Source organism: Streptosporangium sp. NBC_01469, from assembly GCF_036227305.1.
Lineage (GTDB): Bacteria > Actinomycetota > Actinomycetes > Streptosporangiales > Streptosporangiaceae > Streptosporangium.
The window spans coordinates 5,698,293-5,723,554 of the sequence record NZ_CP109465.1; the positions used below are offsets into that span (position 1 = coordinate 5,698,293).

The window sequence follows — 25,262 nt, forward strand, 5'->3', positions numbered from 1 at the left end:
ATGACAGCGAGTCACATGACAGCGAAGGGAGGGCGACGATGCCGCAGGGCAAACCCGTCAGCGTGCCCGAGGACGGCCTGACCACCAGGCAGCGCCGCACCCGGCCGCTGCTGATCGTCCACACGGGACCGGGCAAGGGCAAGTCCACCGCAGCCTTCGGCCTGGCCCTGCGCGCCTGGAACCAGGGCTGGCCGATCGGGGTCTTCCAGTTCGTCAAGTCCGCCAAGTGGCGCATCGGCGAGGAGCGGGCACTGCGGGTGCTCGGCGACTCCGGTGAGGGCGGGCCGGTCTCCTGGCACAAGATGGGCGAGGGCTGGTCCTGGATCCAGCGTCCCGGCAGCGAGGAGGACCACGCCGCCGACGCCCGCGAGGGCTGGGAGCAGATCAAGCGCGACCTCGCCGCCGAGACGTTCCGCCTGTACGTGCTCGACGAGTTCACGTACCCGATGAAGTGGGGCTGGATCGACGTCGACGAGGTGGTCGAGACCCTGCGCGGGCGCCCCGGCGGCCAGCACGTCGTCGTCACCGGCCGCGACGCCGACCCCCGGCTGCTCGACGCCGCCGACCTCGTCACGGAGATGGGCAAGATCAAGCACCCCATGGACGCCGGGCAGAAGGGTCAGAAGGGCATCGAATGGTAGCCCGGCTGGTCATCGCGGCCCCTGCCTCCGGAGCGGGCAAGACGACCGTGGCGACCGGCCTGATGGCCGCCCTCGCCCGCCGGGGCATGGCCGTCTCCCCGCACAAGGTGGGGCCCGACTACATCGACCCCAGCTACCACGCCATGGCCACCGGCCGTCCCGGACGCAACCTCGACCCCTGGCTGGTGGGGGAGGAACTCGTCGCCCCGCTGTTCCTGCACGGCGCCGCCGGGGCGGACGTCGCGGTCGTGGAGGGCGTGATGGGCCTGTACGACGGCGCGGGCTCCACCGAGTTCGCCTCCACCGCGCACGTCGCCAGGCTGCTCGGAGCCCCGGTGGTCCTGGTCGTGGACGCCGCCAAGCAGAGCCGCTCCGTGGCGGCGCTGGTGCACGGGTTCGCCTCCTACGACACCCGGATCAGGCTCGGCGGGGTGATCCTCAACCGGATCGGCTCCGAGCGGCACGAGGCCATCTGCCGCGAGGCGCTCGCCGAGAGCGGTGTCCCCGTGCTCGGTGCGATCCGCCGCAGCGACGCCGTCGCCACCCCCTCCAGGCACCTGGGCCTGGTCCCCGTCGCCGAGCGCCGCACCCAGGCCGTCAGGGCCATGGACGCCGTCGCGGACCTGGTCGCCGCCTCCTGCGACCTGGAGGAAATCCTGCGCCTCGCCCGTACCGCGCCGCCGCTGCCCGCGGTCCCGTGGACCCCCGGGCCGCCCGCCGCCCCCGTCACGAGGATCGCGGTCGCCGGAGGGCAGGCCTTCACCTTCGGCTACACCGAGCAGGCCGAACTGCTGGCGGCGGCGGGGGCCGAGGTCGTCCCCTTCGACCCGCTCGTCGACGAGACCCTCCCCGAGGGGGCTCGCGGGATCGTCCTCGGGGGAGGCTTCCCCGAGGTCTACGCGGCCGAGCTGTCGGCCAACGAGCCGTTGCGCGATCAGGTCGCCGCGTTCGACGGGCCGATCTCGGCCGAGTGCGCGGGCCTGCTGTATCTGGCCAGGAGGCTGGACGGCAGGCCGATGTGCGGGGTCCTCGACATCGAGGCCAGGATGACCGGAACCCTCACCCTCGGCTATCGGGACGCGGTGGCCGTCCGCGACTCGCCGCTCACCAGGGACGGAGAGCGCTACCGGGGCCACGAGTTCCACCGCACCGCGGTCGAGCCGGCCCCCGACCGGCCGCTGTTCCGCTGGCGTGGCGGTGCCGACGGGTTCGCCGACGGCCGGGTCACCGCCTCCTACCTGCACCTGCACTGGGCCGGTAGTCCCCGGCTGGCCTCCAGGTTCGTCGAGGCCTGCCGCCGCGTCCCGGCCGTCTGACGTCCTCGCGGTTCGAGCCTGTCCAAGCTTGTTCGAACGGGCTCCGAGGCGGGGAGTCCGGTGTCCGGCTTTTCCATTCGGCCTAATTCTGACCGTTTGTCCATTTGTTTGGAGATCCAGAGAAACGCGCCCCGCCCGGCCGTCGCGGAACGGCCCGGTCCTGCGCGGCGAAAGAAGGGACGAAAGGCGCTTTTTTCCTCGTCCTGAATGTCCGGTGAAAGGCCGCGCGAGGTCCCGGAGGTCCTAGGCGAAGGCGTCCGGCGGCAGGCGGGCCGCGGGCAGCCGCGGTGGTGCCAGGGCCACCCCCTCCGTGTGGAGGATCGCCGACAGCATGCGGCCGGCCTGCCCCATGCTGATGCGGGCCGCCGGGTCGCGCTGGAGCAGTCCCTCCAGGACGGGCCACAGCACTCCCGCCAGCGTCGCCGGATCCGCCTGCCCGCCGCCCGAGGGGTCGCGCGGCGCCGGCGTACGGGAGGTGGGACGCGGGGGCCGGCCCTCCACCGCGAAGTACAGGCTCGCCCCGAACGACCACAGGTCGCCCGCCGGGGTCGGCGGCCCGCCCCGCAGCCGCTCCGGCGCGACGAAGGCGGGAACGTGGGCGAGCGGCACGGTCGTGGAGTCACCCGGATCGCCGTGCAGCGCCGCGATGCCGAAGTCGGCCAGCACCACCCGGTCGCCGGTCAGCAGGATGTTGCGCGGGTTGATGTCCCGGTGCAGGACGCCCGCCCCGTGCGCGTGGCGCAGCCCGCCCAGCAGCTGGAAGCCGATCCACGCCGCCCAGTGGATCGGCAGGTGGCCCAGGTGCCGTACGGTCTCCTTGAGCGTGAGGGCCTCCAGCAGCTCCATCACGATCCAGAGCCGCCCGTCCTCCTCGAGCAGGTCGTGCACCGAGATCACCGCCGGGTGGTTCAGCCTCCCGGCCGAGCGCGCCTCGCGCAGGGCCCGCCGCCGCGCGTCGTGCATGTCCCCCCCGTCCTCACTGAACCGGGGCTGGATCTCCTTGATCGCCACATTCCGCCTGAGCAGGGAGTCGTGGGCCCGCCACACCGTGCCCACGCCGTCCCGCCCGATCTGCGAGGTCAAGTGATAGCGATCACCTAGTAAGCGTGCCTTTCCCGCATCTGTTCCCATGAATCACCTGCTGCACATAGAAGCCGGGCCCCTCAGCTGATTCATATTTCCACCTGGGACGGTGCACTATGTGATTACCTATGGTGATTCTCTGTAACGATTTAGACGCACGAGCACGATGGAATTTTATTCCGTGTCCGTAAATCCTGATTACGGAATCAGGAAAGCTGCCCTGGGGCCGGCGACCGCGCTTCGGAAACGCCCGTGGACGGCCTCAGGCCGCGCTGAAGCAGCGCACGTCCTCGAGCATCTTCGAGGTCCGCTCGGCACTCAGCCGCGCCCGGGGATCCTTGCGCAGCAGCCCCCGCAGCACCGGCTCCAGGGCGCCCGCCCGCTTCGGCGCGCGCGGCGGTTCGCGCAGCGCCGCCACCAGCGCCGCCATCGAGTTCACCGTACGGAACGGGGTCCTGCCCTCCACCGCCATGTACAGCGTCGCGCCGAACGACCACATGTCCGCCTCGCGGGTGCCGCCCCTGCCCTGCAGCGCCTCCGGCGCGATGAACGCCGGGGTGCCCCGTGTCGAGGTCGTCGCCGCGCCCTCCGGCGCGGCGAAGCCGAAGTCGGCCAGCACCACCCGGTCGCCGGTCAGCATGATGTTGGCGGGCTTGATGTCACGGTGGATCACCCCGCCGTCGTGCGCGTGCCGCAACGCCTCCAGCAGGCGGCATCCCATCGCCGCCACCAGGTCCACCGGGAGCGGGCCGGCCTGCACGAGCGTGTCGTGCAGCGTCAGCGCCTCCAGGAACTCCATGACGATCCAGAGGCGCTCGGACTCCTCGGTGAGGTTGTGCACCGTCACGATGCCCCGGTGGCTCAGCCGCGCCGCCATGCGCGCCTCCCTGACCACCCGCCGCCGCTGCTCGGCCGCGGCGGCCCCGGGTGGCAGGAGTATCTCCTTGAGGGCCACCTCTCGCTCCAGCAGCAGGTCGTATGCGCGCCAGACGACGCCGGTCGCCCCTTGGCCGACGCGTGAGACGAGCTTGTACCTGCGCGCGATGATGGTGCTCACCTCCCAATGATCGCAGTTTTCCGCCCCGAAGGCCTACCTGGAACGTTCCCTATCTCCCTCGGGACGAGGAATTAGCCTGGATTCAGTGGGTGACGATGCTCACACGAGACCCGGGTGGATCCATCGGAGGCCCACGCGGGGCTCGTGCGGGGCTGTGGGCCCGTGGGGGCCGTGAGAGCCGTGCGGGTCAGACGAGGCCGACACCGAGCAGCAGTGTGCCGGCGCCCAGCGACACCCCGCCCGCCGGGACCAGCCAGATCAGCCGGTTCGGCTTCGTGTCGGAGGGGCGCACCACGGACAGGAAGAAGCCCAGCGGCATCAGGATCGGCGCCGCCACGATCAGGATCCTGGCCAGATCCTTCAGGCCGCCGGACAGGTCCGCCCGGTCGATGTAGAGCAGCGCGACGAGCGCGAAGAGCACCAGGACACCCGCGTGCGCGTGGCCGGCCCGCCACAGGCCGCGCCGCACCGGGTTGTCCGCGTATCCGGGAATGCCGCGCATGATGTGCGCGAGCAGGGAGACCCCGCCGAAGGCCACGGCGGGCACGGTGATGAGGAGTATTCCGGCTGTGCTCAGTGACGACGGTGACATGGGAGGCCCTCTCATTGGATAGTGGAGCTAGCCAATTATTGGATAGGGATGCTATCCAGTCAAGGGCGGCGGATCCGCCTCGGAGCCTCGATTTGCCTTGGGGGCCCGGGGGGAGGTTCTCTGACGGGCAGGACCTCGGCACGGCCCGTGCGGGCTCCCGTAAAGATCGCGGGACGATCCGCGCGCAATGTCGCCCGGTTCGGGGAAGATATGAATCAGATCCGTCCCCCAGGTGGAGGTGCCACACATGGCAAGCAAGGACACCGGCGGCCAGAAGCAGACAGGCCGGACCGACAAGGAGGTCGAGGAGACCGCCCCGGCGGAAACCTCCGACGTCCAGGAGCGTCACGAGAAGCTCTCCGATGACGTCGACGCGATCCTCGACGAGATCGACGAGGTCCTGGAGGAGAACGCCGAGGAGTTCGTGAGGAGTTACGTGCAGAAGGGCGGCCAGTAGGTTCGCCCGCCGGGATTCACGGTCAGGGGCGGAGGCGGATCCGGCGAGGAGCCGGAAGGCCCGTCCTGACGCCCACGGGCCCGGCTCGGCTCCCGCCGGGCCTGGCGGGCGGGTGACGTGCGGCCGTCCCCCGCCGGGAGCGCCATTCCGGGGGCTCCGCCTCCGACCGCCGCGAACACGCTGAGTCGATCAGGGGAGACCCCTCCGGGAACGGTTCCCGGAGGGAACGAGAACCGTCCGGAGTACGAAGCGGGAAGGCGCGGGCCAATCCGGCCGCGACCGTTCCCGGCCCGGCGGGCCGGCCGTTCCCGCCGGCCCCGCCACCTCCGTGGACGAGGGCCGGAGCGGTGAAGAACCGCGGCATCGGCCCCTCGTGACGTCCCTCCGTGAGCGCCGTCCATGAGCAGAGCGCCGCCGGTGACACCACTGGTGACACCGCCGGTGAGCGCAGCCGGTGAGCGCCGCCCCCCTCCGTGAGCGCGCCCTTCGCGGGCACCGCCCCGCGTTCTTCGCGGGTAACCGCCTTCGGGTTCCGCGCGGGCACCGCCCGCGTGTTCTCCGCGGGCAGCGTCCGGAGATCCTTCGTGAGTGCCACCCGCGTTCTCCGCGGGTACCGTCCCGGGATCCTTCGCGAGCGCCGCCCGCGTGCTCTCCGCGGGTACCGTCCGGAGATCCTTCGTGAGTGCCGCCCGCCTGCCCCCCCGCGCGTGCCGTCCGGCGGCCTTCGCGAGTACCGCGCCCGTGTTCTCCGCGGGCGCGGTTCCGTCTCCCACGCTCGTCCGGGCGGGCCGTCGTCCCCTTCGCCGCCTCCGTCGTGTTCGCCGTCTCCGGGGGGATCGGCGAGGGATCGGGCGACCGGGGCCGATCACCCGCAAAAGATTCAAAAGCCCGGCGGAGGTGGTTCGCGCTGAGCTGATCCAGGGAAGTGCAAGCAGCACGGCAAGATGAGTAAGGTCGGGCCTTAAAGGACCGCACCTTTGGAGGGAGTCGCGTGGGATCTCACAGGGACCTGCCCGCCGGCATGGTGAATCACATCTTTACCGACACCGGGAGCTCCTCGTTCACCGAGTTCGTCAGGTCCCATTCGCCGGACTTGCTGCCTAGCCGTAACGAGGCCCTGGCGACCCCGGTGGGCGATCAGATCCCGCACGCCACCACGATCGTCGCGGCGATGTGCGCCGGTGGCGTGGTGATCGCGGGAGACCGCCGGGCGACCTCCGGCAACATCATCTCCCAGCGTGACATGGAGAAGGTGTTCCGCACCGACGACCACTCGGGCATGGGCATCGCCGGGGCGGCGAGCACCGGCATCGAGATGGCCCGCCTCTACCGGGTGGAGCTCGAACACTACGAGAAGCGCGAGGGCCGCACGCTCTCGGTGGCGGGCAAGGCCAACCGGCTCGCCACGATGATCCGTGGCAACCTGCCGATGGCGATGCAGGGGCTCGTGGTCGTCCCGCTCTTCGCCGCCTACGACCCCGACGTCGACGGCGGCCGCATCTTCAGCTACGACGTGGGCGGCGGTCCCTACGAGCAGAGCCAGTACCACTCGATCGGGTCCGGCTCGATCTTCGCGCGGGGCGCTCTGAAGAAGCTCTACCGCGAGGGAGCCTCACCCGAGGACACCGTGCTGACGCTGATCCACGCCCTCTACGACGCGGCCGACGACGACTCGGCGACCGGCGGTCCCGACGTGATCCGCAAGATCTGGCCCGTCGTCGCGGTGATCACCGCCGACGGATACCACCGGCTTCCCGACGAGGAGGTCGGAGAGCTCGTCCGGGTCGTGATCGAATCCCGGGCGGACCGCCCCGACGGCCCCACCGCCCCGCTGCGCTAACACGAGAGGATCACCCCAGGTGTCCATGCCTTTTGGATATGTCTCGCCCGAGCAGCAGATGCGGGACAAGGCGGACTACGCGCGCAAGGGGATCGCGCGGGGCCGTAGCGTCGTCGTCCTGCAGTACGAGGACGGCATTCTGTTCGTCGCGCCCAACCCGTCCCGCGCCCTGCACAAGATCAGCGAGATCTACGACAAGATCGGGTTCGCCGCGGTCGGCCGCTACAACGAGTTCGAGGCCCTGCGCCTCGGCGGCATCCGATACGCCGACATCAACGGCTACACCTACGCCCGCGACGACGTCACCGCCCGTGGCCTGGCCAACCTCTACGCGCAGAACCTCGGCCAGATCTTCACCGAGTCGCTGAAGCCGTTCGAGGTGGAGATCGTGGTCGCCGAGGTCGGTGACTCCTCCGACGAGGACCACATCTACCGGCTGACCTTCGACGGCTCGGTCTTCGACGAGGCGGGCCTGGTGGCCATGGGCGGTCAGGCCGAGGCGGTGGCGGGCCGTCTCAAGGAGCGCTACCGCGACGGCCTGTCGCTGGGCGAGGCGCTGGAGGCGGCGCTGTTCGCGCTGACCGAGCCCGGAGGCGAGCGCTTCCCCGCGAACCAGCTGGAGGTGGCGGTGCTCGACCGCAACCGCCCGCACCGCAAGTTCCTGCGACTCAACGGCCCCAGGCTGGAGCGGCTGCTGGCCGACGGGGCCCCCGCGGCCGAGTCGGCCGCCCAGGCGGCCAAGGACGAGAGCCTCCTTTCCGCGCCCGAGACGCCCGGTGCCCCGCCGACCGCGCCCGACGGCGACATCGACACCGGATCCAGCGGCTGACCGCGCCCACCGGCGACGCCGGTGCCGCACAGGACGGCTGACCGCACGGCGCGGGAGTGCCCCCACCCGGGGCGGCATCCCCGCGCCGGACGGCCGGTCACCGGCACGACGTGGTCCGCGCCGCCGGATAGCACGGCTTTGGGGGAGTGTCGTCCCGGGCGGAGCACCACCCCGTCCGGGACGACACTCCCGCGCCGGACAATCGGCCGACGACAATATGGCGCCGCCTCCGCCCGGGGCGGCGCTTTGGTGTGCCCTGGATCACACCCTCTCCGGACAACCGATCCCGTCCCACGGTGGTCACAGTCTGCGTGAACAACACCACCCGGCGGGCCTGGACCAGGCTCGCTCCCCATATGACCGCCCCCGCCGCTCCGCGACGGCCCGGCGCGGCGCTCGCCCTGCTCGTGGCCGTGGCACTGGCGTCCGGCTGCGCCGCGGAGCCCACCCCGGCCCCCTCCCCGGCCGCAGCCTCCTCCGCGCCCGCCCCCTCGACGGGCGCGCCGGAGCCCACCCCGGCCTCCAGGCCCGCCGCCGCCCCCGAGCTCTTCGGTACCGAGTTCCAGGCCGCCCCCGAGCACGACTGGAGCAAGGGGCAGCCGCCGCCCTTCGAGGGCGTCCTGCGGGGCTGGCTCACCGGCGTGGACGACAACGGGGTGGCCGAGTACAGGCCGATCCGCTTCGTCCAGCGCGGTGGCGAGGACGGCCACTTCGACGGTCCCGAGGAAGGCGACGTGATCCGCTACGTGGCGCCCATCGCCGAGGACGTGCGGTTCCTCGCCGACAGCGGCTGCGACGGCTCGGCGCAGACCTACGACAGGGCCACCAACCTCGGCACCGAGAGCTGCACCCGCGAGACGCTGATCGACAACGTCAGGGAGACGGCCTCCCTGGTCGAGGTGGAGGGCCTCTACCGGCCGGCCCTGATCACCACCGAGAACGGCAGGATCACCAAGGTTGTCGAGATCTTCTGGCAGGGCGGAGGCTGATCGGGGCCGCCGATCCCGGCGCCTTCGCACCACCCGTGCCCGGCGGGAGCCGGGCGCGGGCCGCGCCCGCGCTTAGCAGCTCGCGGCCTGGGGCATAAGCCGTACGACCGAAAACCCCATGATCCCTCCCGCGAGAGGGGTTCGGCGAATAGTGTGAGGCAATGGATCGTCGCATCTTCGGGCTTGAGAACGAGTACGGCGTCACCTGCACGTTCAGGGGGCAGCGGCGGCTGTCACCCGACGAGGTAGCGCGTTATCTATTCCGCCGTGTCGTCTCCTGGGGCCGATCGAGCAACGTCTTCCTCCGCAACGGGGCGCGCCTGTATCTCGACGTGGGAAGCCACCCCGAGTACGCCACCCCCGAGTGTGACAACGTCGTGGAGCTCGTCACCCACGACAAGGCGGGAGAGCGCATCCTGGAGGGCCTCCTCGTCGACGCCGAGAAGCGCCTCCGCGAGGAGGGCATCGCCGGGGACATCTACCTGTTCAAGAACAACACCGACTCCGCGGGCAACTCCTACGGCTGTCACGAGAACTACCTGGTCGGCCGACACGGCGAGTTCGGCCGCCTGGCCGACGTGCTGATCCCGTTCCTGGTCACCCGGCAGATCATCTGCGGGGCGGGCAAGGTGCTGCAGACCCCGCGTGGAGCGGTCTACTGCGTCTCCCAGCGGGCCGAGCACATCTGGGAGGGCGTATCCAGCGCCACCACCCGGTCGCGCCCGATCATCAACACCCGAGACGAGCCGCACGCCGACGCCGAGCGGTTCCGCCGCCTGCACGTCATCGTCGGCGACTCCAACATGAGCGAGACGACCATGCTGCTCAAGGTCGGCGCGACCGACCTGGTGCTCCGCATGATCGAGGCGGGCACCGTGATGCGCGACCTGTCCCTGGAGAACCCGATCCGGGCCATCAGGGAGGTCTCCCACGACATGACCGGGCGGCGGCGGGTGCGGCTGGCCAACGGCCGGGAGGCGTCCTCGCTGGAGATCCAGGAGGAATACCTCTCCAAGGCCCGCGACTTCGTCGACCGCCGCGGCGGCGACGAGATCAGCCACCGGGTGCTGGAGTTGTGGGAGCGCACGCTCAACGCGGTCGAGACCGGCAACCTCGACAAGGTCGCCCGCGAGATCGACTGGGTGACCAAATACCAGCTGATCGAGCGCTACCGCAGGAAGTACGACCTGCCGCTGTCGAGCCCCAGGGTCGCCCAGCTCGACCTCGCCTACCACGACGTGCACCGCCGTCGTGGCCTGTTCTACCTGCTGCAGAAGCGCGGCGCGGTGGAGCGGGTGGCCTCCGATCTGAAGATCTTCGAGGCCAAGTCGGTGCCGCCGCAGACGACCAGGGCCCGGCTGCGCGGTGAGTTCATCCGCAAGGCGCAGGAGAAGCGCCGCGACTTCACCGTCGACTGGGTGCACCTGAAGCTCAACGATCAGGCGCAGCGCACCGTGTTGTGCAAGGACCCCTTCCGCAGCGTCGACGAGAGGGTGGACAAGCTCATCGCCGGAATGTGACGGTCATACTTCGGCAAGCTCGTCCCGGCCTTACTTCCTCCGTACGCCGGGACGGGTAGTGTGGCGCGAACCTGACGTCTGCTTGAGGGATACCTATGCGCCGCCGCAGCATGGCCGTAATGGCCGCAGTGCCTCTGATGTTCGCCGCAGCATGCGGCTCCGGAGGGGGCGTGGCCACTGGCGCCTCCAGTCCCGCCAGCAGCAGTAGCGGGGTCACCGAGCTGCAGGTGACCGGGCAGGCCGGAGCCAAGCCGACCGTCGCCTTCCCGTCGAAGGTCGTCGAGACCTCCTCCTTCAAGGTCCTCACCCCCGGCACCACCGGGGAGGTGGCCAAGCTCGGCGCCAACGTCGTCGCCAACTTCACCGTCTTCACCTGGGACGGCAAGGAGAACAAGCTCGCCGGTTCGACCTACGACGAGGGCGGGCCGCAGGTCATCGCCCTCAACGAGCAGGTCCCGGAGATCCTCCGCAAGGGCTTCGCCGAGACCAAGGGCGGCGGCAGGTTCATGTCGGTCGTCGCCAAGGACGCGCTGCCCGCCGAGCAGCAGGCGCAGGCCCCTCCGGGCCAGTCGCAGGTCTTCGTGGTCGACGTCGTGGGCGTCCCCCAGGAGAAGGCCGCCAAGGGCACCGCGGTCGACCCCGGCCTCGATGGTGTCAAGGTGGAGAACGCGGCCGGTGACGCCGCGCCGAAGCTCACCACCAAGACCAAGAAGAAGGCTCCCAAGGAGCTCGTCGCCAAGACCGTGATCAAGGGCACCGGCCCCGAGGTCAAGAGCGGCCAGTCGATCCTGGTCCAGTACGCCGGGAAGATCTGGGGCTCGGACCTCGAGTTCGACAGCAGCTGGTCCCGCGGCGCCCAGCCGATCATGTTCCAGATCGGCGCCGGCAAGGTCATCAAGGGCTGGGACCAGGGTCTGGTCGGCGTCCCGCTCGGCAGCCGGGTGCTGCTGAGCATCCCGCCGGACCTCGGTTACGGCAAGGCGGGTTCCGGCGACAAGATCAAGGGCACCGACACCCTCGTCTTCCTGGTCGACGTGCTGGCCGCCTACTGAGCCCGCTGATCCACTGAGCCGGCGTTCCATCTCCGGCGGGGCCCACCGGGCCGCCGCCGGGGTGAACCGCCCCATCCCGGAGCCCGGCCGTGCGCGCACGGCCGGGCTCCGGGCTTTCCCGGCCCGGGGTACGGTCCGCGCGGCCGTGTCACCGCCGGCCCGTGCACGGACCGGCTCGTCCGCCTCGTCCGCTGGATCTCGCGTCGTTCGAAACGCCGGGCCTCGTCTGCCGGGCCTCGTACCGTCGCCGGTTCCCGGCCGGGTCCTGTGCCGTTCGGGACACCCGGCCGAATCGTCCTCCGGGTCTCATGACGCCCGGAACGCCCGTCGGCTCCCCGAGGGCGTGACTCCGGGCCCTCGGCCTACAATCCGGGCTGTGAGCGGCGACGATCTCGACACGGTGGCGGTACTCCACGACCCGGTGCGCCGGGCCGTCTACGACTACGTGGCCTCCCGGGGCCAGGACGTGGGGCGCAACGAGGCGGCCGAGGCGGTGGGGGTGCAGCGGACCCTGGCCGCCTTCCACCTCGACAGGCTCGTCGAGGCGGGCCTGCTCGAGGCGGGGTTCCGGCGGCTGACGGAGCGGACGGGGCCGGGCAGCGGCAGACCGGCGAAGGTCTACCGCAGGGCGCCGGGGGAGTGGCAGGTCAGCGTGCCCGCCAGGGACTACCGCACCCTCGCCCTGGTGCTGGCCGAGGCCGTCGAGCTGCTCGGCGGGGACGAGCGGGCCGAGCAGGCCGCCCGGCGCGCGGGGGCCAGGATCGCGGGGGAGGGCGAGGATCTCGCCGGGGTGCTGCGGCGGCGCGGCTACGAGCCGTACGAGGAGGAGGGCGGGGTGCGGCTGCGCAACTGCCCGTTCCACGTGCCGGCCGAGGAGCATCCGCTGCTGGTCTGCTCGGTGAACCTGGAGCTGTGCCGCGGGCTGCTCGAAGGGCTCGGCCAGGACGCCTCGGCGGCCAGGCTGGATCCGCGCCCCGGGGAGTGCTGCGTCGCCTTTTCTAAAAACAATGAAGATTGACATAGAAGAATCGGGGATGATTTGCTGTGCTCATGCACCTGGCTCAGTTGAACGTCGCCCATGCGCGCGCGCCCAAGGACTCCCCGGAACTGGCCTCCTTCATAGCGGGCCTCGACCCCATCAACCAGCTGGCCGAGGCCGAACCCGGCTTCGTGTGGCGGCTCAAGGGCGGCGACGGCCCCGAGGACACGATCGAGCACGAGTACGGTGACCACCTGCTGGTCACCTTCTCCGTGTGGAGGTCGCGCGACGCGCTGTGGGACTTCGTCTACCGCAGCGGCCACCTGGCGTTCATGCAGCGGCGCAGGGAGTGGTTCCTGCAGATCGCGGAGCCGTACTCGGTGATGTGGTGGATCCCCGAGGGGCACGAGCCGACGCTGGACGAGGGGATGGAGCGCCTGGAGCGGCTGAAGGCCGAAGGCCCCACACCGCAGGCCTTCACCTTCAAGAAGTTCTACGACAGCAGTGAGGCCGCGTGGCGCCCGGCGGCGGCCGAGGCCAGGAAGTAGGCCAGGTCCTCGTCCAGGCCCCGGCCCATCGTCGACAGCCGTACCGGAGACCCCCGCAGCGCCTCGTGCAGCCCGTCCACCGGCACCTCGACCAGCTCGTGCCGCGCGGCGAGCGGGCGCGACTGCTCGGCCACCCGCCTGCCGAAGTCGCCGGGCAGCACGGGCACGGCGACCTGGGCCGGGGCCAGCGCCACCCGGCCGTAGGCGGTCAGCGAGTGGTGTGAGACCCCGATGTGGCGCTCGCGCAGGTCGCCCTCGCTGACCCGCAGCGCCGCGACCGGGCGGCCCCCCAGGACCGCGGCGGCGTTGACCGCCTCGCCGGCCGAGACGCCGGAGAAACCCCAGCGGGTGCCGCTGCCCAGGTTGCCCGGCCCCTGGGTGACGATCGCGACGTCGGCCTCCAGGACGTGCCTGGCCGCGAGCAGCCCGGTGTGCGGGGTCACCACCTCCACGTCGCCGCCGAAGGACTGGCCCGCCGTGACGACCCCGCACAGCCAGCCGGCCTCCCGCAGCCGCGCGCACGACATGGAGAACCAGGCGGGCAGCGCGCCCCCGTCGAGCATCACGTACGCGACCCTGAGGGGCCTCCCGCGCTCCCGGCCCCCGGTTTCCGCGGTCTCACCGGGCCCCGGGGGTTTCTGGCCGTACAGGCCGCAGAGGATCGCGGGCAGGGCGGAGTGCAGGTCAGCGACGATCACCGGCATGCCGTCCACGGAGTCGGCGTCGCGCAGGACCTCGTGGAAGGGCGAATCCTGCTCGTCCGCGCCGAGGACGGTGGCCTGCAACGGGGTGTAGCGTGCCTTCACCAGGTGTCCGGGACCTTGAGGATCTTGTGGCAATCGGTCGGGAACAGCCACCACCATGGCGTAGCCTCCCGTACCGAGACCCATCGCGAGCGCGGTCGTGTTGAGCAGCACCACGTCACCGGGCTCGGGGCGGCCCACCAGGGCGGGGTAGGCGAGCGCGCGAGCCTCACCGTCCTCGGTGGTCACGTCGAGTTCCACCGCCCCCGGCCATTCGCGCCGGATCCGTACGACCTCACCCCTGCGCCATCTGATCACGGGGGAAGGGTAGCGTCACTCGAACAGGGAGGAGGCCGGATGTCGCGCCGGAAGACCGAGCGGCTGCTCAATCTCGTGATCTGCCTGCTGGCCACGCGGCGGCCGCTCAGTGCCGAGCACATCCGCCAGGCGGTGCCGGGCTACGACGCCGACAACGACGAGGCCTTCCAGCGGATGTTCGAGCGGGACAAGAACGAGCTGCGGGAGATAGGCATCCCGATCGAGGTCCACAAGGACCCGTGGGAGGAGGATCCCGGCTACCGGATCGTCCGCTCGGCGTACGAGCTGCCGGAGATCACCCTGGAGCCCGACGAGGCCGCCGTGGTGGGCCTGGCGGCCCAGGTGTGGCAGCGGGCCAGTTTGGCCGAGGCGGCCAGCGGGGCCCTGCTGAAGCTGCGCGCCGGGGGCGTGCAGACCGACGAGGCCCACGGGGTGCTCGGCGGGGCGCTGGAGCTGCGCGTCGACACCCAGGACCCGTCCTTCCCCGCGCTGTGGGAGGCCGTGCGCGACCGGCGCGCGGTCCGCTTCGCCTACCGGGCGGCGGCCAGCCAGAACGTGCTGACCCGCACCGTGGAGCCGTGGGGCGTCGTCAGCCGCCGGGGCCGCTGGTACATGGTCGGCCACGACCGCGACCGGGACGCCCCCAGGGTCTTCCGGCTCAGCCGGATCAGCGGCACGGTCACCACCGTCGGCCGCCCCGGCGCCGTGGTGGTGCCCGAGGGCGTCGACATCAAGTCCATGGTCGGATTCAGCGACGCCGCCGTCCGCGAGCGCACCGCCCTCATCCGGGTCAGGCAGGACACCTGCCAGGGGCTGCGCCAGGTGGCGAAGGCGGTGCGGCCCGCCGGTGGCGGCTGGGACGAGCTGGACGTCGACTTCACCGACCCCGGCCGCCTGGCCGGGTGGATCGTGGGCTTCGCCGCGGACGCCGAGGTGGTCGGCCCGCCGGACGCCCGTGACGCGGTCATCTGCCGCCTGAAGGGAGCACTCGCGTGAGCACGGCCGATCGCCTGCCCAGGCTGCTGGCACTGGTGCCCTACCTGATGTCGCACCCCGGGGCCCAGGTGCCCGAGGTCGCGAAGATCTTCGGGCTGAGCGAGAAGCAGCTCATCGACGACCTGCAGCTGGTCTGGATGTGCGGGCTGCCCGGCCACACCCCCGGCGACCTGATCGACGTGTCGTGGGACGGCGGGGAGATCGTCATCGACAACGCCGAGACCATCGCCCGCCCGCTGCGGCTGGGCGTGGACGAGGCCAGCGCCCTGCTGGTCGCGCTGCGCCTGCTCGCCGAGATGCCGGAGTTCGGGGAGCGCGACGCGCTGGCTCGGGTCATCGCCAAGTTCGAGCAGGCCTCGGGCGAGGGCGCGGCGGCGGTCAGCAGCCAGGTCGCGGTGGAGGTCGACGCCGCGCCCGACGCGCTGCCCAGTGTCAACGAGGCGCTGCGGAGCCGCAGGCGGCTGTCGCTGCGCTACTACGTGCCGGGACGCGACGAGATCACCCCGCGCGAGGTCGACCCGATGCGGCTGGTCGTCGTGGACGGCCGCCCCTACCTGTCGGGCTGGTGTTACCGGGCCGAGGCGGTCCGGCTGTTCCGGGTGGACCGGATGCTCTCCGTCGACGTGCTCGACGTGCCCGCCGACCCGCCCGCGGGCGCCGTGGCCGACGAGGTGACGCCCGGGGTGTTCCGGCCCTCGCCGACCGACGAGCTGGTGGAGCTCGAGCTGACCGCCGCGGGCCGCTGGGTCGCCGAGTACTACCCGTGCGAGCGGGTCGAGGAGCTCGGCGAGGGCCGCGTGCGGGTGGCCCTGCGGGCCAGGGACCAGGGCTGGCTGGTACGCCTGGCGCTGCGCCTCGGCGACACCGGCAGGGTGGTCTCGCCCGCCTCGCTGGACGAGAGCGTCCGGGCCGCGGCCACCGCCGCGCTGAATCGTTACGAGTCGGTTTCCTGACGCACGGAGCTGGAGCCTCCCGACATGAGCTGGATCATCGCCGCGATCTCGCTGGCCCTCGCCGGGCTGGCCGTCCTGGCCTTTCTGACCGTGCGCGTGCTGCGTGCGGCCGCAGAGCTGGGCCGCGAGGTCGATCGCACGGAGGGGAGGCTCGAACCCGTTCGGGTTCTGTTCGGCGAGCGTACGGCGACTGTACGGGGCCAAAGGGATGAGTATGTCTCCTGGGGAGCGTACGATCGTGAACAGAGACTGCACGTCGCCCGGCGTAAGGATGTGTAATGCCCAACCTCGGACCCACTGAGCTGATCATCATCGGCCTGATCCTGGTGCTGCTCTTCGGTGCGAAGAAGCTGCCGGAAGCCGCCCGCGGGCTCGGCCGGTCGCTGCGCATCTTCAAGTCGGAGACCGCCAAGCTCCGCGACGAGGACGAGCCGCAGACCGCGACCGCCACGGTCGTCCAGGCGCAGCCCCAGCCCGCAGCCCCGGTTCCGCAGCCGATCCCGGCCGCGACCCAGGCCCCGGCCCCCGCGCCGAGCGCCGAGGAGGAGGCCCGCCGGCTGGAGGAGCAGGCCGCCCGGCTGCGCGCCCAGGCCGGAGCGCCCAAGTCGCAGTGATCGGCGGTAGCCTGAAGATCTACCCTGATCACTCGACTCGTCACCCCAGGATTCGCGAATGGCGCTGCTGAAGTGGCCCAAATCGGGCCGGAACGGGGCGGCACCGCCGCCCGCCGAGGCGGGCGACGGTCGCATGCCGCTCATGGAGCACCTGCGCGAGCTGCGTAACCGGCTGGTCATCGTCCTGCTGGCGCTGGTCGCGGGGATCATCGTCGGCTTCATCTTCTTCCAGCCGATCTGGACCTTCATCACCGAGCCCTACTGCCAGCTGCCCGCCTCGCAGATCCTGCGGGAGGGCGAGTGCACGTTCGCCATCCGCGGTGTCTTCGAGGCGTTCCTGGTGAACCTGAAGGTCGCGGCGATGTTCGCGCTGGTGGTCTCCTCGCCGGTGTGGCTGTACCAGATCTGGGGCTTCGTGACCCCGGGCCTGTACCGCAACGAGAAGCGCTACTCGATCTCGTTCCTCGGCCTGGCGATCCCGCTGTTCCTGGCGGGCGCGGCGCTCGCCTACTTCATCATGGACACCGGCCTGGCGCTCCTGCTCGGCTTCGCGCCGGACAACGCGGTGCCGCTGCTGGAGATGGACGAATACCTCAGCTACGCGCTGGTCATGATCATCATCTTCGGCGTCTCGTTCGAGCTGCCGCTGCTGATGGTGTTCCTGAACGTCATCGGCGTCCTGTCGCACGCCACCGTGGCCAAGCACCGCCGCATGGTCATCTTCATCATGTTCCTCTTCGCCGCGCTGGCCACACCGAGCACCGACCCGTTCTCGATGATCGCCCTGGCCGTCCCGATGGTGGTGCTGTTCGCCCTGGCCGAAGGGGTCATGTACCTGCGTGACAGGAGACAGGCCAAGGCCGAGGACTTCTCCCACCTGTCCGACGACGAGGCCTCCTCGCTCGACGACGACACCTCGTCCCTGGGCGACGTGACCCCCGTCGGCGATCCGGCTCCTATCGATTCGAGAACGACCGACACTGATCCCAGCAGATAGGGGATAAGTTCCGGTCTGTGCCCGCAGAGATCGCAGTCCTCGTCAACCCCGCCGCCCGCGGCGGCCGTTCACGGGGACTGCTCTCCCCGGTGCTCGACCGCCTGCGGCAGGGCGGGCGCGAGGTCTCGGTGATCCTCGGAGACTCCGCCTCCGACGCCCTGGAACGCGCCTGCACCGCCGTCGCCGAGGAGCCGGAGGCGCTGGTCGCCTTCGGCGGCGACGGCCTGGTCCACCTGGCCCTCCAGGCGGTCGCGGGCAGCGGCGTGCCGCTGGGCGTCATCCCGGTGGGCGCCGGCAACGACATCGCCGCCGCGCTCGGCATTCCCCTGAAGGCGCCGCTGGCCGCCGCCGACACCGTGCTGCGCGGGCGGGTGCGCACGGTCGACGCCGCGAAGGCGGGCCGGGACGAGTGGTTCGCCGGGGTGCTGGCCTGCGGCTTCGACTCCCGGGTCAACGAGCGGGCCAACACGATGACCTGGCCGCCCGGGATGGCCAGATACCTGGTCGCCCTCGCCGAGGAACTGCGCTCCTTCCGGCCCATCCCCTTCAGGATCGACCTGGACGGTGAGATCGTCGAACGTGAGGCGATGCTGGTCGCGGTCGGCAACACCTCCTCCTACGGCGCCGGCATGCGCGTGTGCCCCGGCGCCGTCCCGGACGACGGCCTGCTGGACGTGACGATCCTCGACGCCGTCCCCAGGGGGGAGTTCCTGCGCGTCTTCCCCCGCGTCTACCGGGGCTCCCACGGCGCCCACCCCGCCGTCACCATGCGCCGCGCCCGCCGGGTGACCGTGGAGGCGCCGGGAGTGATCGCCTACGCCGACGGCGAGCGGGTCGGTCCCACCCCGCTGACGTGCGAGATCGTCCCCGGCGCGCTGGCGGTCCTCGTCTAGGGCCGCTGCCGCCCGCCGGTGCCGCCCGGGGCGGGCCGGTGGCGGGCCCGGGACCGCCCGCGCGATCGGCGGGGTCCCGGGAGAAGGGGGGACGGACCGGAATCCCGATATCGGTAGGCTGGACGCATGACGACCCCAGCGGAACGATACGCTGCCTTCCGTCAGAGCCAAGCCGAGAGTGGCCCAGCGCTGACCTCGTTCCGCGGCCTGTACGACTTCGAGCTGGACGACTTCCAGCTCGACGCCTGCCGGGCGCTGGAGGCGGGCGACGGGGTCCTCGTGGCGGCCCCCACCGGCTCGGGCAAGACCGTGGTGGGCGAGTTCGCGGTGCACGTGGCCCTGCAGGAGGGCCGCAAGTGCTTCTACACCACCCCGATCAAGGCGCTGTCCAACCAGAAGTACAACGACCTGGTCAGGCGATACGGCGCCGACAAGGTGGGCCTGCTCACCGGTGACAACAGCGTCAACGGCGAGGCCCCCATCGTCGTCATGACGACCGAGGTGCTGCGCAACATGCTCTACGCCGGGTCCTCCACCCTGGCGGGGCTCGGTTTCGTCGTCATGGACGAGGTCCACTACCTCGCCGACCGGTTCCGCGGCGCGGTCTGGGAGGAAGTGATCATCCACCTGCCCGAGTCGGTGCGCCTGGTCGCCCTGTCGGCCACGGTCAGCAACGCCGAGGAGTTCGGCGAGTGGATGGGCGAGGTCCGCGGCGACACCAGCGTCATCGTCGACGAGCACCGCCCGGTCCCGCTCTGGCAGCACATGCTCGTCGGCAGCCGCATCTACGACCTGTTCGTCACCGGCGACGAGGACCGGCGCCCGCAGATCAACCCCAACCTCCTGCGCATCGCCAGGGACGAGGAGCGCCAGGCGTACGGCAGGGGGCGCCGAGGCTACTCGCGGCCCCGCAGGAACGGCCCGCCGGACCGGGCGGCGGCCATCGAGCGCCTGGACGCCGACGCCCTGCTGCCCGCGATCACGTTCATCTTCTCCAGGGCCGGTTGCGACGCCGCCGTCATGCAGTGCCTGCACGACGGCATCCGGCTCACCACCGACGCCGAGCGGCACGAGATCCGGCAGATCGTCGACGAGCGCACCGCGCACCTGCCCGACGAGGACCTGGGCGTGCTCGGCTACCTGGAGTGGCGCGACGCCCTGGAGCGCGGCCTGGCCGCCCACCACGCGGGCATGCTCCCGACCTTCAAGGAGGTCGTCGAGGAGCTGTTCACCCGGGGCCTGGTCAAGGCCGTGTTCGCCACCGAGACCCTCGCGCTGGGCATCAACATGCCCGCCCGCTCCGTGGTGATCGAGAAACTCGACAAGTGGAACGGCGAGACCCACGCCGACCTCACCCCCGGCGAGTACACCCAGCTCACCGGGCGGGCCGGGCGCCGCGGCATCGACGTGGAGGGCCACGCGGTCGTCCAGTGGCAGCCCGGCACCGACCCGCTCCAGGTCGCCGGCCTGGCCAGCACCCGCACCTACCCGCTGCGCTCCAGCTTCCGCCCCTCGTACAACATGGCGGTCAACCTCGTCGGCCAGGTGGGCAGGGAGCGGGCCAGGACCCTCCTGGAGTCCTCGTTCGCGCAGTTCCAGGCCGACCGGGCCGTGGTGGGCATCGCCAAGCAGGTGCGCCGCGCGGAGGAGGCCCTGGAGGGCTACCGCCAGGCGATGACCTGCCACCTGGGCGACTTCGAGGAGTACGCCGCGATGCGCAGGGCCCTGTCCGACAGGGAGGCCGAGCTGTCGCGCCAGCGCGGCGCGGCCCGCAGGACGCAGGCGCTGCGCTCGCTGGAGGCGCTCAAGCCCGGCGACATCATCAGGGTTCCCGGGGGGCGCCGCGCCGGTCTGGCCGTCGTCCTCGACCCCGGCCTCAACTCCCGGGGAGAGGGGCCGTCCCCGCTGGTGCTCACCATCGGCAAGCAGGTCAAGAAGCTGTCACCGGCCGACTTCCCCGTCCCGGTGGAGCCGGTCGAGCACCTGCGCATCCCGAAGAACTTCAACGCCCGGTCGCCCAAGGAGCGGGCCAACCTGGTCTCCTCCGTGCACGCCAAGATCGGCGACCGTGACTTCGGCAAGCCCGTCAGGGCGCGCGACCACGCCGCGGAGGACGACGAGATCAACCGCCTGCGCCGGGAGATCCGCCAGCACCCCTGCCACGGGTGCGACGAGCGCGAGGACCACGCCCGCTGGGCCGAGCGCTACCACAAGCTGCTCCGCGAGACCGAGGGCCTGCGCCGCCGGGTCGAGGGCCGCTCCCACGTCATCGCCCGCACCTTCGACAAGGTCTGCGGCGTGCTCGACCAGCTCGGCTACCTCGACGGCGAGAGCGTCACCGCCGAGGGCCGCCGCCTGGCCCAGCTCTACACCGAGCTGGACCTGCTGACCGCCGAATGCCTGCGCGCGGGGCTCTGGGACGACCTGGACCCGGCCGAGCTGGCCGCGTGCGTGTCGTCACTGGTCTTCGAGTCGCGGCAGGCCGACGACGCCCGCCAGCCCAGGATCCCCGCGGGAGCGGCCCAGAAGACGCTGGCGGACATGGTGCGCCTCTGGGGTGAGCTGGAGTCGATCGAGGGCGATCACGGCCTGTCGTTCATCAGGGAGCCCGACTTCGGCTTCGCCTGGGCGGCCTTCCGCTGGGCCAAGGGCCACACCCTGGACGCCGTGCTCCGCGACGGTGTCGCCGGTGCGGAGCTGGCCGCCGGAGACTTCGTCCGCTGGACCAAGCAACTGCTCGACCTCCTCGGCCAGATCTCCGACGCCGCCCCGGCGGGCAGCAAGGTCAAGCAGAGCGCGGGCAAGTCGATGGACGCCCTGCGGCGCGGGGTGGTGGCCTACTCGTCCGTGACCTGAGTCGGCCCGAGCCGACCACCCGCGGGGTCTCGGGCGGTGCCGGGGCTTCAGGCCAGGCTGAAGCGGACCTCGCGGGTGGTCGGGTCGGCGCGCGTCAGCCGCACGCGTACGGTCTCCCCCAGCGGGAGCCCCTCGCCGTCGCAGCGGGCCACCACCGCCGGGTCGGTGACCTGCACCTGGCCCCACGGCCGGTCCCCGGCCACGTCGATCACCACGGCGTCGAACGTCTGGCCCACCCGCTCGCGGAGGACGAAGGCCTCCACCAGGTCCACGCACGCCCGCTCGACGCCGCCCGCGCGGCGCCCGGTGGCGTGCATGATCTCCGGCAGCTCGCCCATGGCCCGCTGGACGTCCTGGGGCACCGGCTCACCCGCCGCGATGGCCAGGCAGATCTCCGTGGCGTAGCGGTCGATGAGGCGGCGCAGCGGAGCGGTCACGTGCGCGTACGGCGCCCCCACGGCGGCATGCTCCGCCTGCGCGGGCGGCTCGCCGTTGAAGGCGACGTATCCGGCGCCGCGCAGCAGCACCGTCGACTCCTGCAGGAACGCGGCCTGCTCGGGGATCTTCGGGTCGAGGGAGTGCACGACGTCGCCGTACCCGGCGCCCTCGGGCCAGGGCACGCCGAGCGCGGCGGCCACCCGGCGGACCTGGGCGATCCTCTCCGCCGGGGCGGGCGGCAGCACCCGCAGCAGGCCGATCTCGGCGTCCAGCATCATGGCGGCGGCGGCCATGCCCGTCAGCAGCGAGATCTGCGCGTTCCACGCCTCGGCGTCCAGCGGGGCACGCAGCTCCACCCGGTAGCCGTCCCCGTCGGGGACGACCTCCTGGTCGGGGGTGGGCAGCGTCACGCCGCCCCTGGCCCGCTCCTGGGCGAGCCTGAGCCGGCCGATCTCGGCCAGCAGCCGCAGCGTGCCGTCGGCGGTGCCGGTGTCGATCGCGGCCTGCGCGTAGTCGTAGTCGAGCCGCTCGCGGCTGCGCACCAGCGCCCTGGTCACGTCCGCGCCCACGATCCGGCCTTCGGCGTCCAGGTCGACGCACCACAGCGCGGCGGGCCGGGTCACGCCGGGCAGCAGGCTGGCGGCGCCCTCGGACAGGACGGGCGGGTGCAGCGGCACACGCCCGTCGGGCATGTAGACCGTCTCGCCGCGGACGCGGGCCTCGGCGTCGATCGCGCCGCCGGGCCTGACGAACGCCCCGACGTCGGCGATGGCGTACCAGACGCGGTAGCCGCCGGGCTGCTCCTCCAGGTGCACGGCCTGGTCGAGGTCCATCGCCCCCGGAGGGTCGATGGTGATCAGGGGCAGGTCGGTCCGGTCGAGCCGGGGCAGGGCGGGCACCTCGGCGACCCACTCGGCCTCGTCGACCACCGCCCGGGGGAATCCCTCGGGCAGTTTCATCTCACGGCGGATCCGTTGGAAACCGTCGTCGAGCCGCGGATGGGACTCTCCGGGCACCCGGATGCTCTTGTGAGGCACAGGCAGCAACCTACCGGCTCGCGACGGGCCCCCTCACCGACCGGTCGGGGCGACGGTGACCGACGCGGCTGGGGAGCAGGTCAGAGCCCGGATACCAGGGGGGCGGCGGTGCGGCCGGGCCGGACGGCGGAGCGGGTGGCGGGGGAGGGTGGCGGTGGTCCGGCCGGACGGCGGTGTGGCCGGGGACGGGCGGCGAGGTCAGAGCGCGGAGGTCAGGCGCTCCAGCGGGCCGGAGAGACCGTAGCGCTCGCTCAGGGCCGCCAGGGCCTCCGGGTCGCGGGGCTTGGCGGGAAGCGCGATGCCGACCTCGGGAAGGGGGGCGTCGCGGGCGACCTGAACCACCCCGGGAGCCACCCGCAGGTAGTCGCGGGCCGCCGACAGCTTGGCGCGCTGCCCGGCGGTCAGGTCACCGCCTCCCTCGCCCCCGTCGACGGCTCGCAGGAGCGCCTCGAGCGAGCCGAACTTGGTGATCAGGGCCGCCGCGGTCTTGTCGCCCACCCCCGGCACGCCCGGCAGCCCGTCGCTGGGGTCACCGCGCAGGGTGGCGAAGTCGGCGTAGGAGCGGCCGGGGACGCCGTACTTCTCGGTGACGGCGGCCTCGTCGACCAGCTGGAGGTTCTTGACCCCCCTGGCGGTGTAGAGGATCCGGACCGGCCGGGAGTCGTCGACCAGCTGGAACAGGTCGCGGTCACCGGTGACGACGTCGACCTGGCCGCTCGCCCGCGCGGTGAACGTCCCCATCACGTCGTCGGCCTCGTAGCCGGGCACGCCGACGAGGGCGATGCCCACCGCGTCGAGCACCCGCTCGATCACCGGCACCTGCGGGGCGAGCGTGTCGGGGGTCTCCTCGGCGCCGCCCTCGGCGACCCGGTGGGTCTTGTACGTCGGGATGGCCGCCACCCGAAAGGCCGGGCGCCAGTCGGCGTCCATGCAGGCGACGAGTTCGGCGGGGGAGTGCCGCCGGACCAGCATGGCGATCATGTCGATGACGCCGCGCACCGCGTTGACGGGCATCCCGTCGGGCGCGGTCATCGACTCGGGGATGCCGTAGAAGGCGCGGTAGTACAGCGAGGGGGTGTCAAGAAGCATCAGGCCGGGCATGGCGACTATTTAACCAATCAGCCGAGCACCCCGATCGCCAGAACGCAGGTGTCGTCCTCCGGGTTGGGTCCGCCGATCACCTCGATGAGCCGGTCGAGCCCGTCGTTCGGATCCCCCCTCAGCAGGGCCGCGGCCTCCATGGTCAGCGCGAGACCCTCGTCGATGTCGCGGGTGCGCCGCTCCACCAGCCCGTCGGTGAACAGCAGCAGGAGGTCGCCCTCCCGCAGCTCGACCCCGGCCAGCTCGTACGGTTCGTCGGGGGTGGCGCCCAGCAGCACCCCGGCGGGCGGGTCGAGCTGGGTGGCCGTCCCCTCGCGGACCAGGATCGGCGCCGGGTGCCCCGCCTGTCCCCAGGTGAACCTCCTCGTGGCCGGGTCGAGGTGGCCGACGACCGCGGTCGCCGTCGTCTCGGGCATCCGGTGCAGCACCAGGTCGTTGAGCCAGGCGAGCAGCCTGTCGGGGGACTGGCCGGTCATCGCGAGGCCGATCAGGGCGTGGCGCAGCTGGGCCATCTGGGAGATCGCGGGCATCCCGTGCCCGGACACGTCGCCGATGGCGAGCAGCACCCTGCCGTCGGACAGGGGAACGGCGTCGTACCAGTCGCCGCCCAGGCCGGGCTTGACCCCCGCCGCCACGTAGCGGACCGCGATCCGCGCGTGCGGCAGGTCGATGGTGTCGCCCAGTCCCGGCATGATCGCCTCGCGTAGCGCCACGCTCATGTCGTGCTCCTCCGCGACCTGCTCGCGGACCCGCAGCAGCTTGCTGCGCGACTCCGACATGATCCGCTCGGCGCGGCGGCGGCAGGTGATGTCCTGGACGACGCCGTGCACGGTGGGATGGCCGCCGCTCACGACGGGGTCGAGCACGGCGCGCAGGTGGCGCAGCTCGCCGTCGCGGCGGATGCGGAACTCGGCCTCCCCGGCCTCGGCCCGGTGCACGACGGACCACAGCAGCCGGTCGAGGTCGGGCCGGTCGGCCGCCTCGACGTGACCGGCCAGGTCGCGCAGGGGGATCGGGCCGTCGCCGGGGGCGCGGCCGAATATGGTGTACGCCTGGTCGGACCAGGTGGACTCTCCGGTCTGGAGATCCCACACGGTCCAGCCCATCTCGCCCATGCGCTCCGCGTGCGCCAGGCGTGCGATGAGGAGTTGTCGCTCCACGGCCATGTGCTCGTCCGGCTCACCGCGTGACCGCTGCGCCGTCCCAGCGGCGGTCGACGGGGCCGGACCGGTCACCTGGTCGTTTCGTGGGTGGAGGGGTGGCTGGTGGCCGCCCACTACGCCGACCATGTAGCTCGCTCTCGAAATGTGTGGCTTTACGGATATTTTGCCAACAAAATGTGATCGTACTTCAACAGATTGTAGTGGCGGGGGTGCCTTCGTGCCTTCCTTTCCCTGACTTTCGGTTCCCGGG

At 71.7% G+C, this 25,262-nt stretch carries 24 protein-coding genes; 17 read left to right on the plus strand and 7 right to left on the minus strand.

Annotated features, from left to right (window positions below):
• The first annotated feature begins 38 nt into the window (after positions 1 to 38).
• Together cobO and OG587_RS24985 are read left to right on the plus strand one after the other, a co-directional pair.
• Positions 39 to 641: a cob(I)yrinic acid a,c-diamide adenosyltransferase gene (gene cobO / locus OG587_RS24980; protein ID WP_329079316.1), complete on the plus strand. Its 603-nt coding sequence runs from the start codon at positions 39 to 41 to the stop codon at positions 639 to 641.
• Positions 635 to 1,957, plus strand: a complete 1,323-nt coding sequence (locus OG587_RS24985; protein WP_329079318.1) for a cobyrinate a,c-diamide synthase — start codon at positions 635 to 637, stop codon at positions 1,955 to 1,957. Before cobO ends, OG587_RS24985 begins: the two co-directional genes overlap by 7 nt.
• Positions 1,958 to 2,200: 243 nt before the next feature.
• Here the strand turns inward: OG587_RS24985 and OG587_RS24990 are convergent, their stop codons facing one another.
• From OG587_RS24990 to OG587_RS25000, 3 genes are all read right to left on the minus strand, one after another.
• Positions 2,201 to 3,040 carry a serine/threonine-protein kinase gene (locus tag OG587_RS24990; protein ID WP_329079320.1) on the minus strand — a complete coding sequence of 280 codons (840 nt, stop codon included), beginning with the start codon at positions 3,038 to 3,040 and terminating at the stop codon, positions 2,201 to 2,203.
• 262 nt (positions 3,041 to 3,302) lie between these two features.
• A complete protein-coding gene (locus tag OG587_RS24995) occupies positions 3,303 to 4,097 on the minus strand; it encodes a serine/threonine-protein kinase (RefSeq protein WP_329079321.1) in 795 nt (264 codons plus the stop codon).
• 187 nt (positions 4,098 to 4,284) lie between these two features.
• Entirely contained in the window at positions 4,285 to 4,689 is a 405-nt protein-coding gene (locus OG587_RS25000) for a hypothetical protein (protein WP_329079323.1), read from the minus strand.
• Positions 4,690 to 4,936: 247 nt separating this feature from the next.
• Between OG587_RS25000 and OG587_RS25005 the strand changes: the two genes are divergently transcribed.
• From OG587_RS25005 to OG587_RS25040, 8 genes are all read left to right on the plus strand, one after another.
• Entirely contained in the window at positions 4,937 to 5,146 is a 210-nt protein-coding gene (locus tag OG587_RS25005) for a ubiquitin-like protein Pup (protein ID WP_329079325.1), read from the plus strand.
• Positions 5,147 to 6,167: 1,021 nt separating this feature from the next.
• A complete protein-coding gene (gene prcB, locus OG587_RS25010; RefSeq protein ID WP_329094004.1) occupies positions 6,168 to 6,986 on the plus strand; it encodes a proteasome subunit beta in 819 nt (272 codons plus the stop codon).
• 25 nt (positions 6,987 to 7,011) lie between these two features.
• Positions 7,012 to 7,815: a proteasome subunit alpha gene (gene prcA, locus OG587_RS25015; protein ID WP_329079327.1), complete on the plus strand. Its 804-nt coding sequence runs from the start codon at positions 7,012 to 7,014 to the stop codon at positions 7,813 to 7,815.
• 296 nt (positions 7,816 to 8,111) lie between these two features.
• Entirely contained in the window at positions 8,112 to 8,804 is a 693-nt protein-coding gene (locus tag OG587_RS25020) for a hypothetical protein (RefSeq protein WP_329079328.1), read from the plus strand.
• Positions 8,805 to 8,965: 161 nt separating this feature from the next.
• Complete coding sequence (pafA, locus tag OG587_RS25025) at positions 8,966 to 10,324, plus strand: Pup--protein ligase (protein ID WP_329079331.1); 1,359 nt, start codon at positions 8,966 to 8,968, stop codon at positions 10,322 to 10,324.
• A gap of 119 nt (positions 10,325 to 10,443) precedes the next feature.
• Positions 10,444 to 11,376 carry an FKBP-type peptidyl-prolyl cis-trans isomerase gene (locus OG587_RS25030; RefSeq protein WP_329079333.1) on the plus strand — a complete coding sequence of 311 codons (933 nt, stop codon included), beginning with the start codon at positions 10,444 to 10,446 and terminating at the stop codon, positions 11,374 to 11,376.
• 376 nt (positions 11,377 to 11,752) lie between these two features.
• Complete coding sequence (locus OG587_RS25035) at positions 11,753 to 12,394, plus strand: helix-turn-helix transcriptional regulator (RefSeq protein ID WP_329079335.1); 642 nt, start codon at positions 11,753 to 11,755, stop codon at positions 12,392 to 12,394.
• 32 nt (positions 12,395 to 12,426) lie between these two features.
• The gene (locus tag OG587_RS25040) at positions 12,427 to 12,903 is read left to right on the plus strand and encodes a DUF3291 domain-containing protein (RefSeq protein WP_329079337.1); all 477 of its coding nucleotides are present in this window, start codon (positions 12,427 to 12,429) and stop codon (positions 12,901 to 12,903) included.
• On the opposite strand, the gene OG587_RS25045 is transcribed toward OG587_RS25040, so the two are convergent.
• Positions 12,849 to 13,964, minus strand: coding sequence for a DUF3866 family protein (locus OG587_RS25045; RefSeq protein ID WP_329079338.1), 1,116 nt, complete (start codon positions 13,962 to 13,964; stop codon positions 12,849 to 12,851). The two genes, OG587_RS25040 and OG587_RS25045, sit on opposite strands and share 55 nt — an antisense overlap.
• Before the next feature lie 39 nt (positions 13,965 to 14,003).
• Between OG587_RS25045 and OG587_RS25050 the strand changes: the two genes are divergently transcribed.
• The 7 genes from OG587_RS25050 (at position 14,004) to OG587_RS25080 (ending at position 21,273) form a co-directional block, all read left to right on the plus strand.
• The gene (locus OG587_RS25050; RefSeq protein WP_329079339.1) at positions 14,004 to 14,960 is read left to right on the plus strand and encodes a helix-turn-helix transcriptional regulator; all 957 of its coding nucleotides are present in this window, start codon (positions 14,004 to 14,006) and stop codon (positions 14,958 to 14,960) included.
• Positions 14,957 to 15,913, plus strand: coding sequence for a helix-turn-helix transcriptional regulator (locus OG587_RS25055; protein ID WP_329079340.1), 957 nt, complete (start codon positions 14,957 to 14,959; stop codon positions 15,911 to 15,913). Before OG587_RS25050 ends, OG587_RS25055 begins: the two co-directional genes overlap by 4 nt.
• A 24-nt stretch (positions 15,914 to 15,937) precedes the next feature.
• Positions 15,938 to 16,192, plus strand: coding sequence for a hypothetical protein (locus tag OG587_RS25060; RefSeq protein WP_329079344.1), 255 nt, complete (start codon positions 15,938 to 15,940; stop codon positions 16,190 to 16,192).
• Positions 16,192 to 16,527, plus strand: coding sequence for a Sec-independent protein translocase subunit TatA (tatA, locus tag OG587_RS25065; RefSeq protein ID WP_329079346.1), 336 nt, complete (start codon positions 16,192 to 16,194; stop codon positions 16,525 to 16,527). The genes OG587_RS25060 and tatA overlap by 1 nt, the downstream gene beginning before the upstream one ends.
• A gap of 58 nt (positions 16,528 to 16,585) precedes the next feature.
• Complete coding sequence (tatC, locus tag OG587_RS25070; RefSeq protein WP_329079348.1) at positions 16,586 to 17,524, plus strand: twin-arginine translocase subunit TatC; 939 nt, start codon at positions 16,586 to 16,588, stop codon at positions 17,522 to 17,524.
• Positions 17,525 to 17,541: 17 nt separating this feature from the next.
• A complete protein-coding gene (locus OG587_RS25075) occupies positions 17,542 to 18,417 on the plus strand; it encodes a YegS/Rv2252/BmrU family lipid kinase (RefSeq protein WP_329079350.1) in 876 nt (291 codons plus the stop codon).
• A gap of 126 nt (positions 18,418 to 18,543) precedes the next feature.
• Positions 18,544 to 21,273: a DEAD/DEAH box helicase gene (locus tag OG587_RS25080; protein WP_329079351.1), complete on the plus strand. Its 2,730-nt coding sequence runs from the start codon at positions 18,544 to 18,546 to the stop codon at positions 21,271 to 21,273.
• 47 nt (positions 21,274 to 21,320) lie between these two features.
• Here OG587_RS25080 and OG587_RS25085 read toward each other — a convergent pair whose 3' ends face one another.
• The 3 genes from OG587_RS25085 to OG587_RS25095 all read right to left on the minus strand — a co-directional run bounded on the left by OG587_RS25085 (position 21,321) and on the right by OG587_RS25095 (position 25,015).
• Complete coding sequence (locus OG587_RS25085; protein ID WP_329079354.1) at positions 21,321 to 22,670, minus strand: RNB domain-containing ribonuclease; 1,350 nt, start codon at positions 22,668 to 22,670, stop codon at positions 21,321 to 21,323.
• A gap of 276 nt (positions 22,671 to 22,946) precedes the next feature.
• Positions 22,947 to 23,849: a 5'-3' exonuclease gene (locus OG587_RS25090; protein WP_329079356.1), complete on the minus strand. Its 903-nt coding sequence runs from the start codon at positions 23,847 to 23,849 to the stop codon at positions 22,947 to 22,949.
• A gap of 17 nt (positions 23,850 to 23,866) precedes the next feature.
• A complete protein-coding gene (locus OG587_RS25095) occupies positions 23,867 to 25,015 on the minus strand; it encodes a PP2C family protein-serine/threonine phosphatase (RefSeq protein ID WP_329079358.1) in 1,149 nt (382 codons plus the stop codon).
• Between the last annotated feature and the right edge of the window lie 247 nt (positions 25,016 to 25,262).

Coding starts and splice junctions, on each gene's coding strand:
- cobO (WP_329079316.1), top strand. CDS start 39: ATGCCGCAGGGCAAACCCGTCAGCGTGCCCGAGGACGGCCTGACCACC.
- OG587_RS24985 (WP_329079318.1), top strand. CDS start 635: ATGGTAGCCCGGCTGGTCATCGCGGCCCCTGCCTCCGGAGCGGGCAAG.
- OG587_RS25000 (WP_329079323.1), bottom strand. CDS start 4,689: ATGTCACCGTCGTCACTGAGCACAGCCGGAATACTCCTCATCACCGTG.
- OG587_RS25005 (WP_329079325.1), top strand. CDS start 4,937: ATGGCAAGCAAGGACACCGGCGGCCAGAAGCAGACAGGCCGGACCGAC.
- prcB (WP_329094004.1), top strand. CDS start 6,168: ATGGTGAATCACATCTTTACCGACACCGGGAGCTCCTCGTTCACCGAG.
- prcA (WP_329079327.1), top strand. CDS start 7,012: ATGCCTTTTGGATATGTCTCGCCCGAGCAGCAGATGCGGGACAAGGCG.
- pafA (WP_329079331.1), top strand. CDS start 8,966: ATGGATCGTCGCATCTTCGGGCTTGAGAACGAGTACGGCGTCACCTGC.
- OG587_RS25030 (WP_329079333.1), top strand. CDS start 10,444: ATGGCCGCAGTGCCTCTGATGTTCGCCGCAGCATGCGGCTCCGGAGGG.
- OG587_RS25040 (WP_329079337.1), top strand. CDS start 12,427: ATGCACCTGGCTCAGTTGAACGTCGCCCATGCGCGCGCGCCCAAGGAC.
- OG587_RS25050 (WP_329079339.1), top strand. CDS start 14,004: ATGTCGCGCCGGAAGACCGAGCGGCTGCTCAATCTCGTGATCTGCCTG.
- OG587_RS25060 (WP_329079344.1), top strand. CDS start 15,938: ATGAGCTGGATCATCGCCGCGATCTCGCTGGCCCTCGCCGGGCTGGCC.
- tatA (WP_329079346.1), top strand. CDS start 16,192: ATGCCCAACCTCGGACCCACTGAGCTGATCATCATCGGCCTGATCCTG.
- tatC (WP_329079348.1), top strand. CDS start 16,586: ATGGCGCTGCTGAAGTGGCCCAAATCGGGCCGGAACGGGGCGGCACCG.
- OG587_RS25080 (WP_329079351.1), top strand. CDS start 18,544: ATGACGACCCCAGCGGAACGATACGCTGCCTTCCGTCAGAGCCAAGCC.
- OG587_RS25085 (WP_329079354.1), bottom strand. CDS start 22,670: ATGAAACTGCCCGAGGGATTCCCCCGGGCGGTGGTCGACGAGGCCGAG.
- OG587_RS25090 (WP_329079356.1), bottom strand. CDS start 23,849: ATGCCCGGCCTGATGCTTCTTGACACCCCCTCGCTGTACTACCGCGCC.
- OG587_RS25095 (WP_329079358.1), bottom strand. CDS start 25,015: ATGGCCGTGGAGCGACAACTCCTCATCGCACGCCTGGCGCACGCGGAG.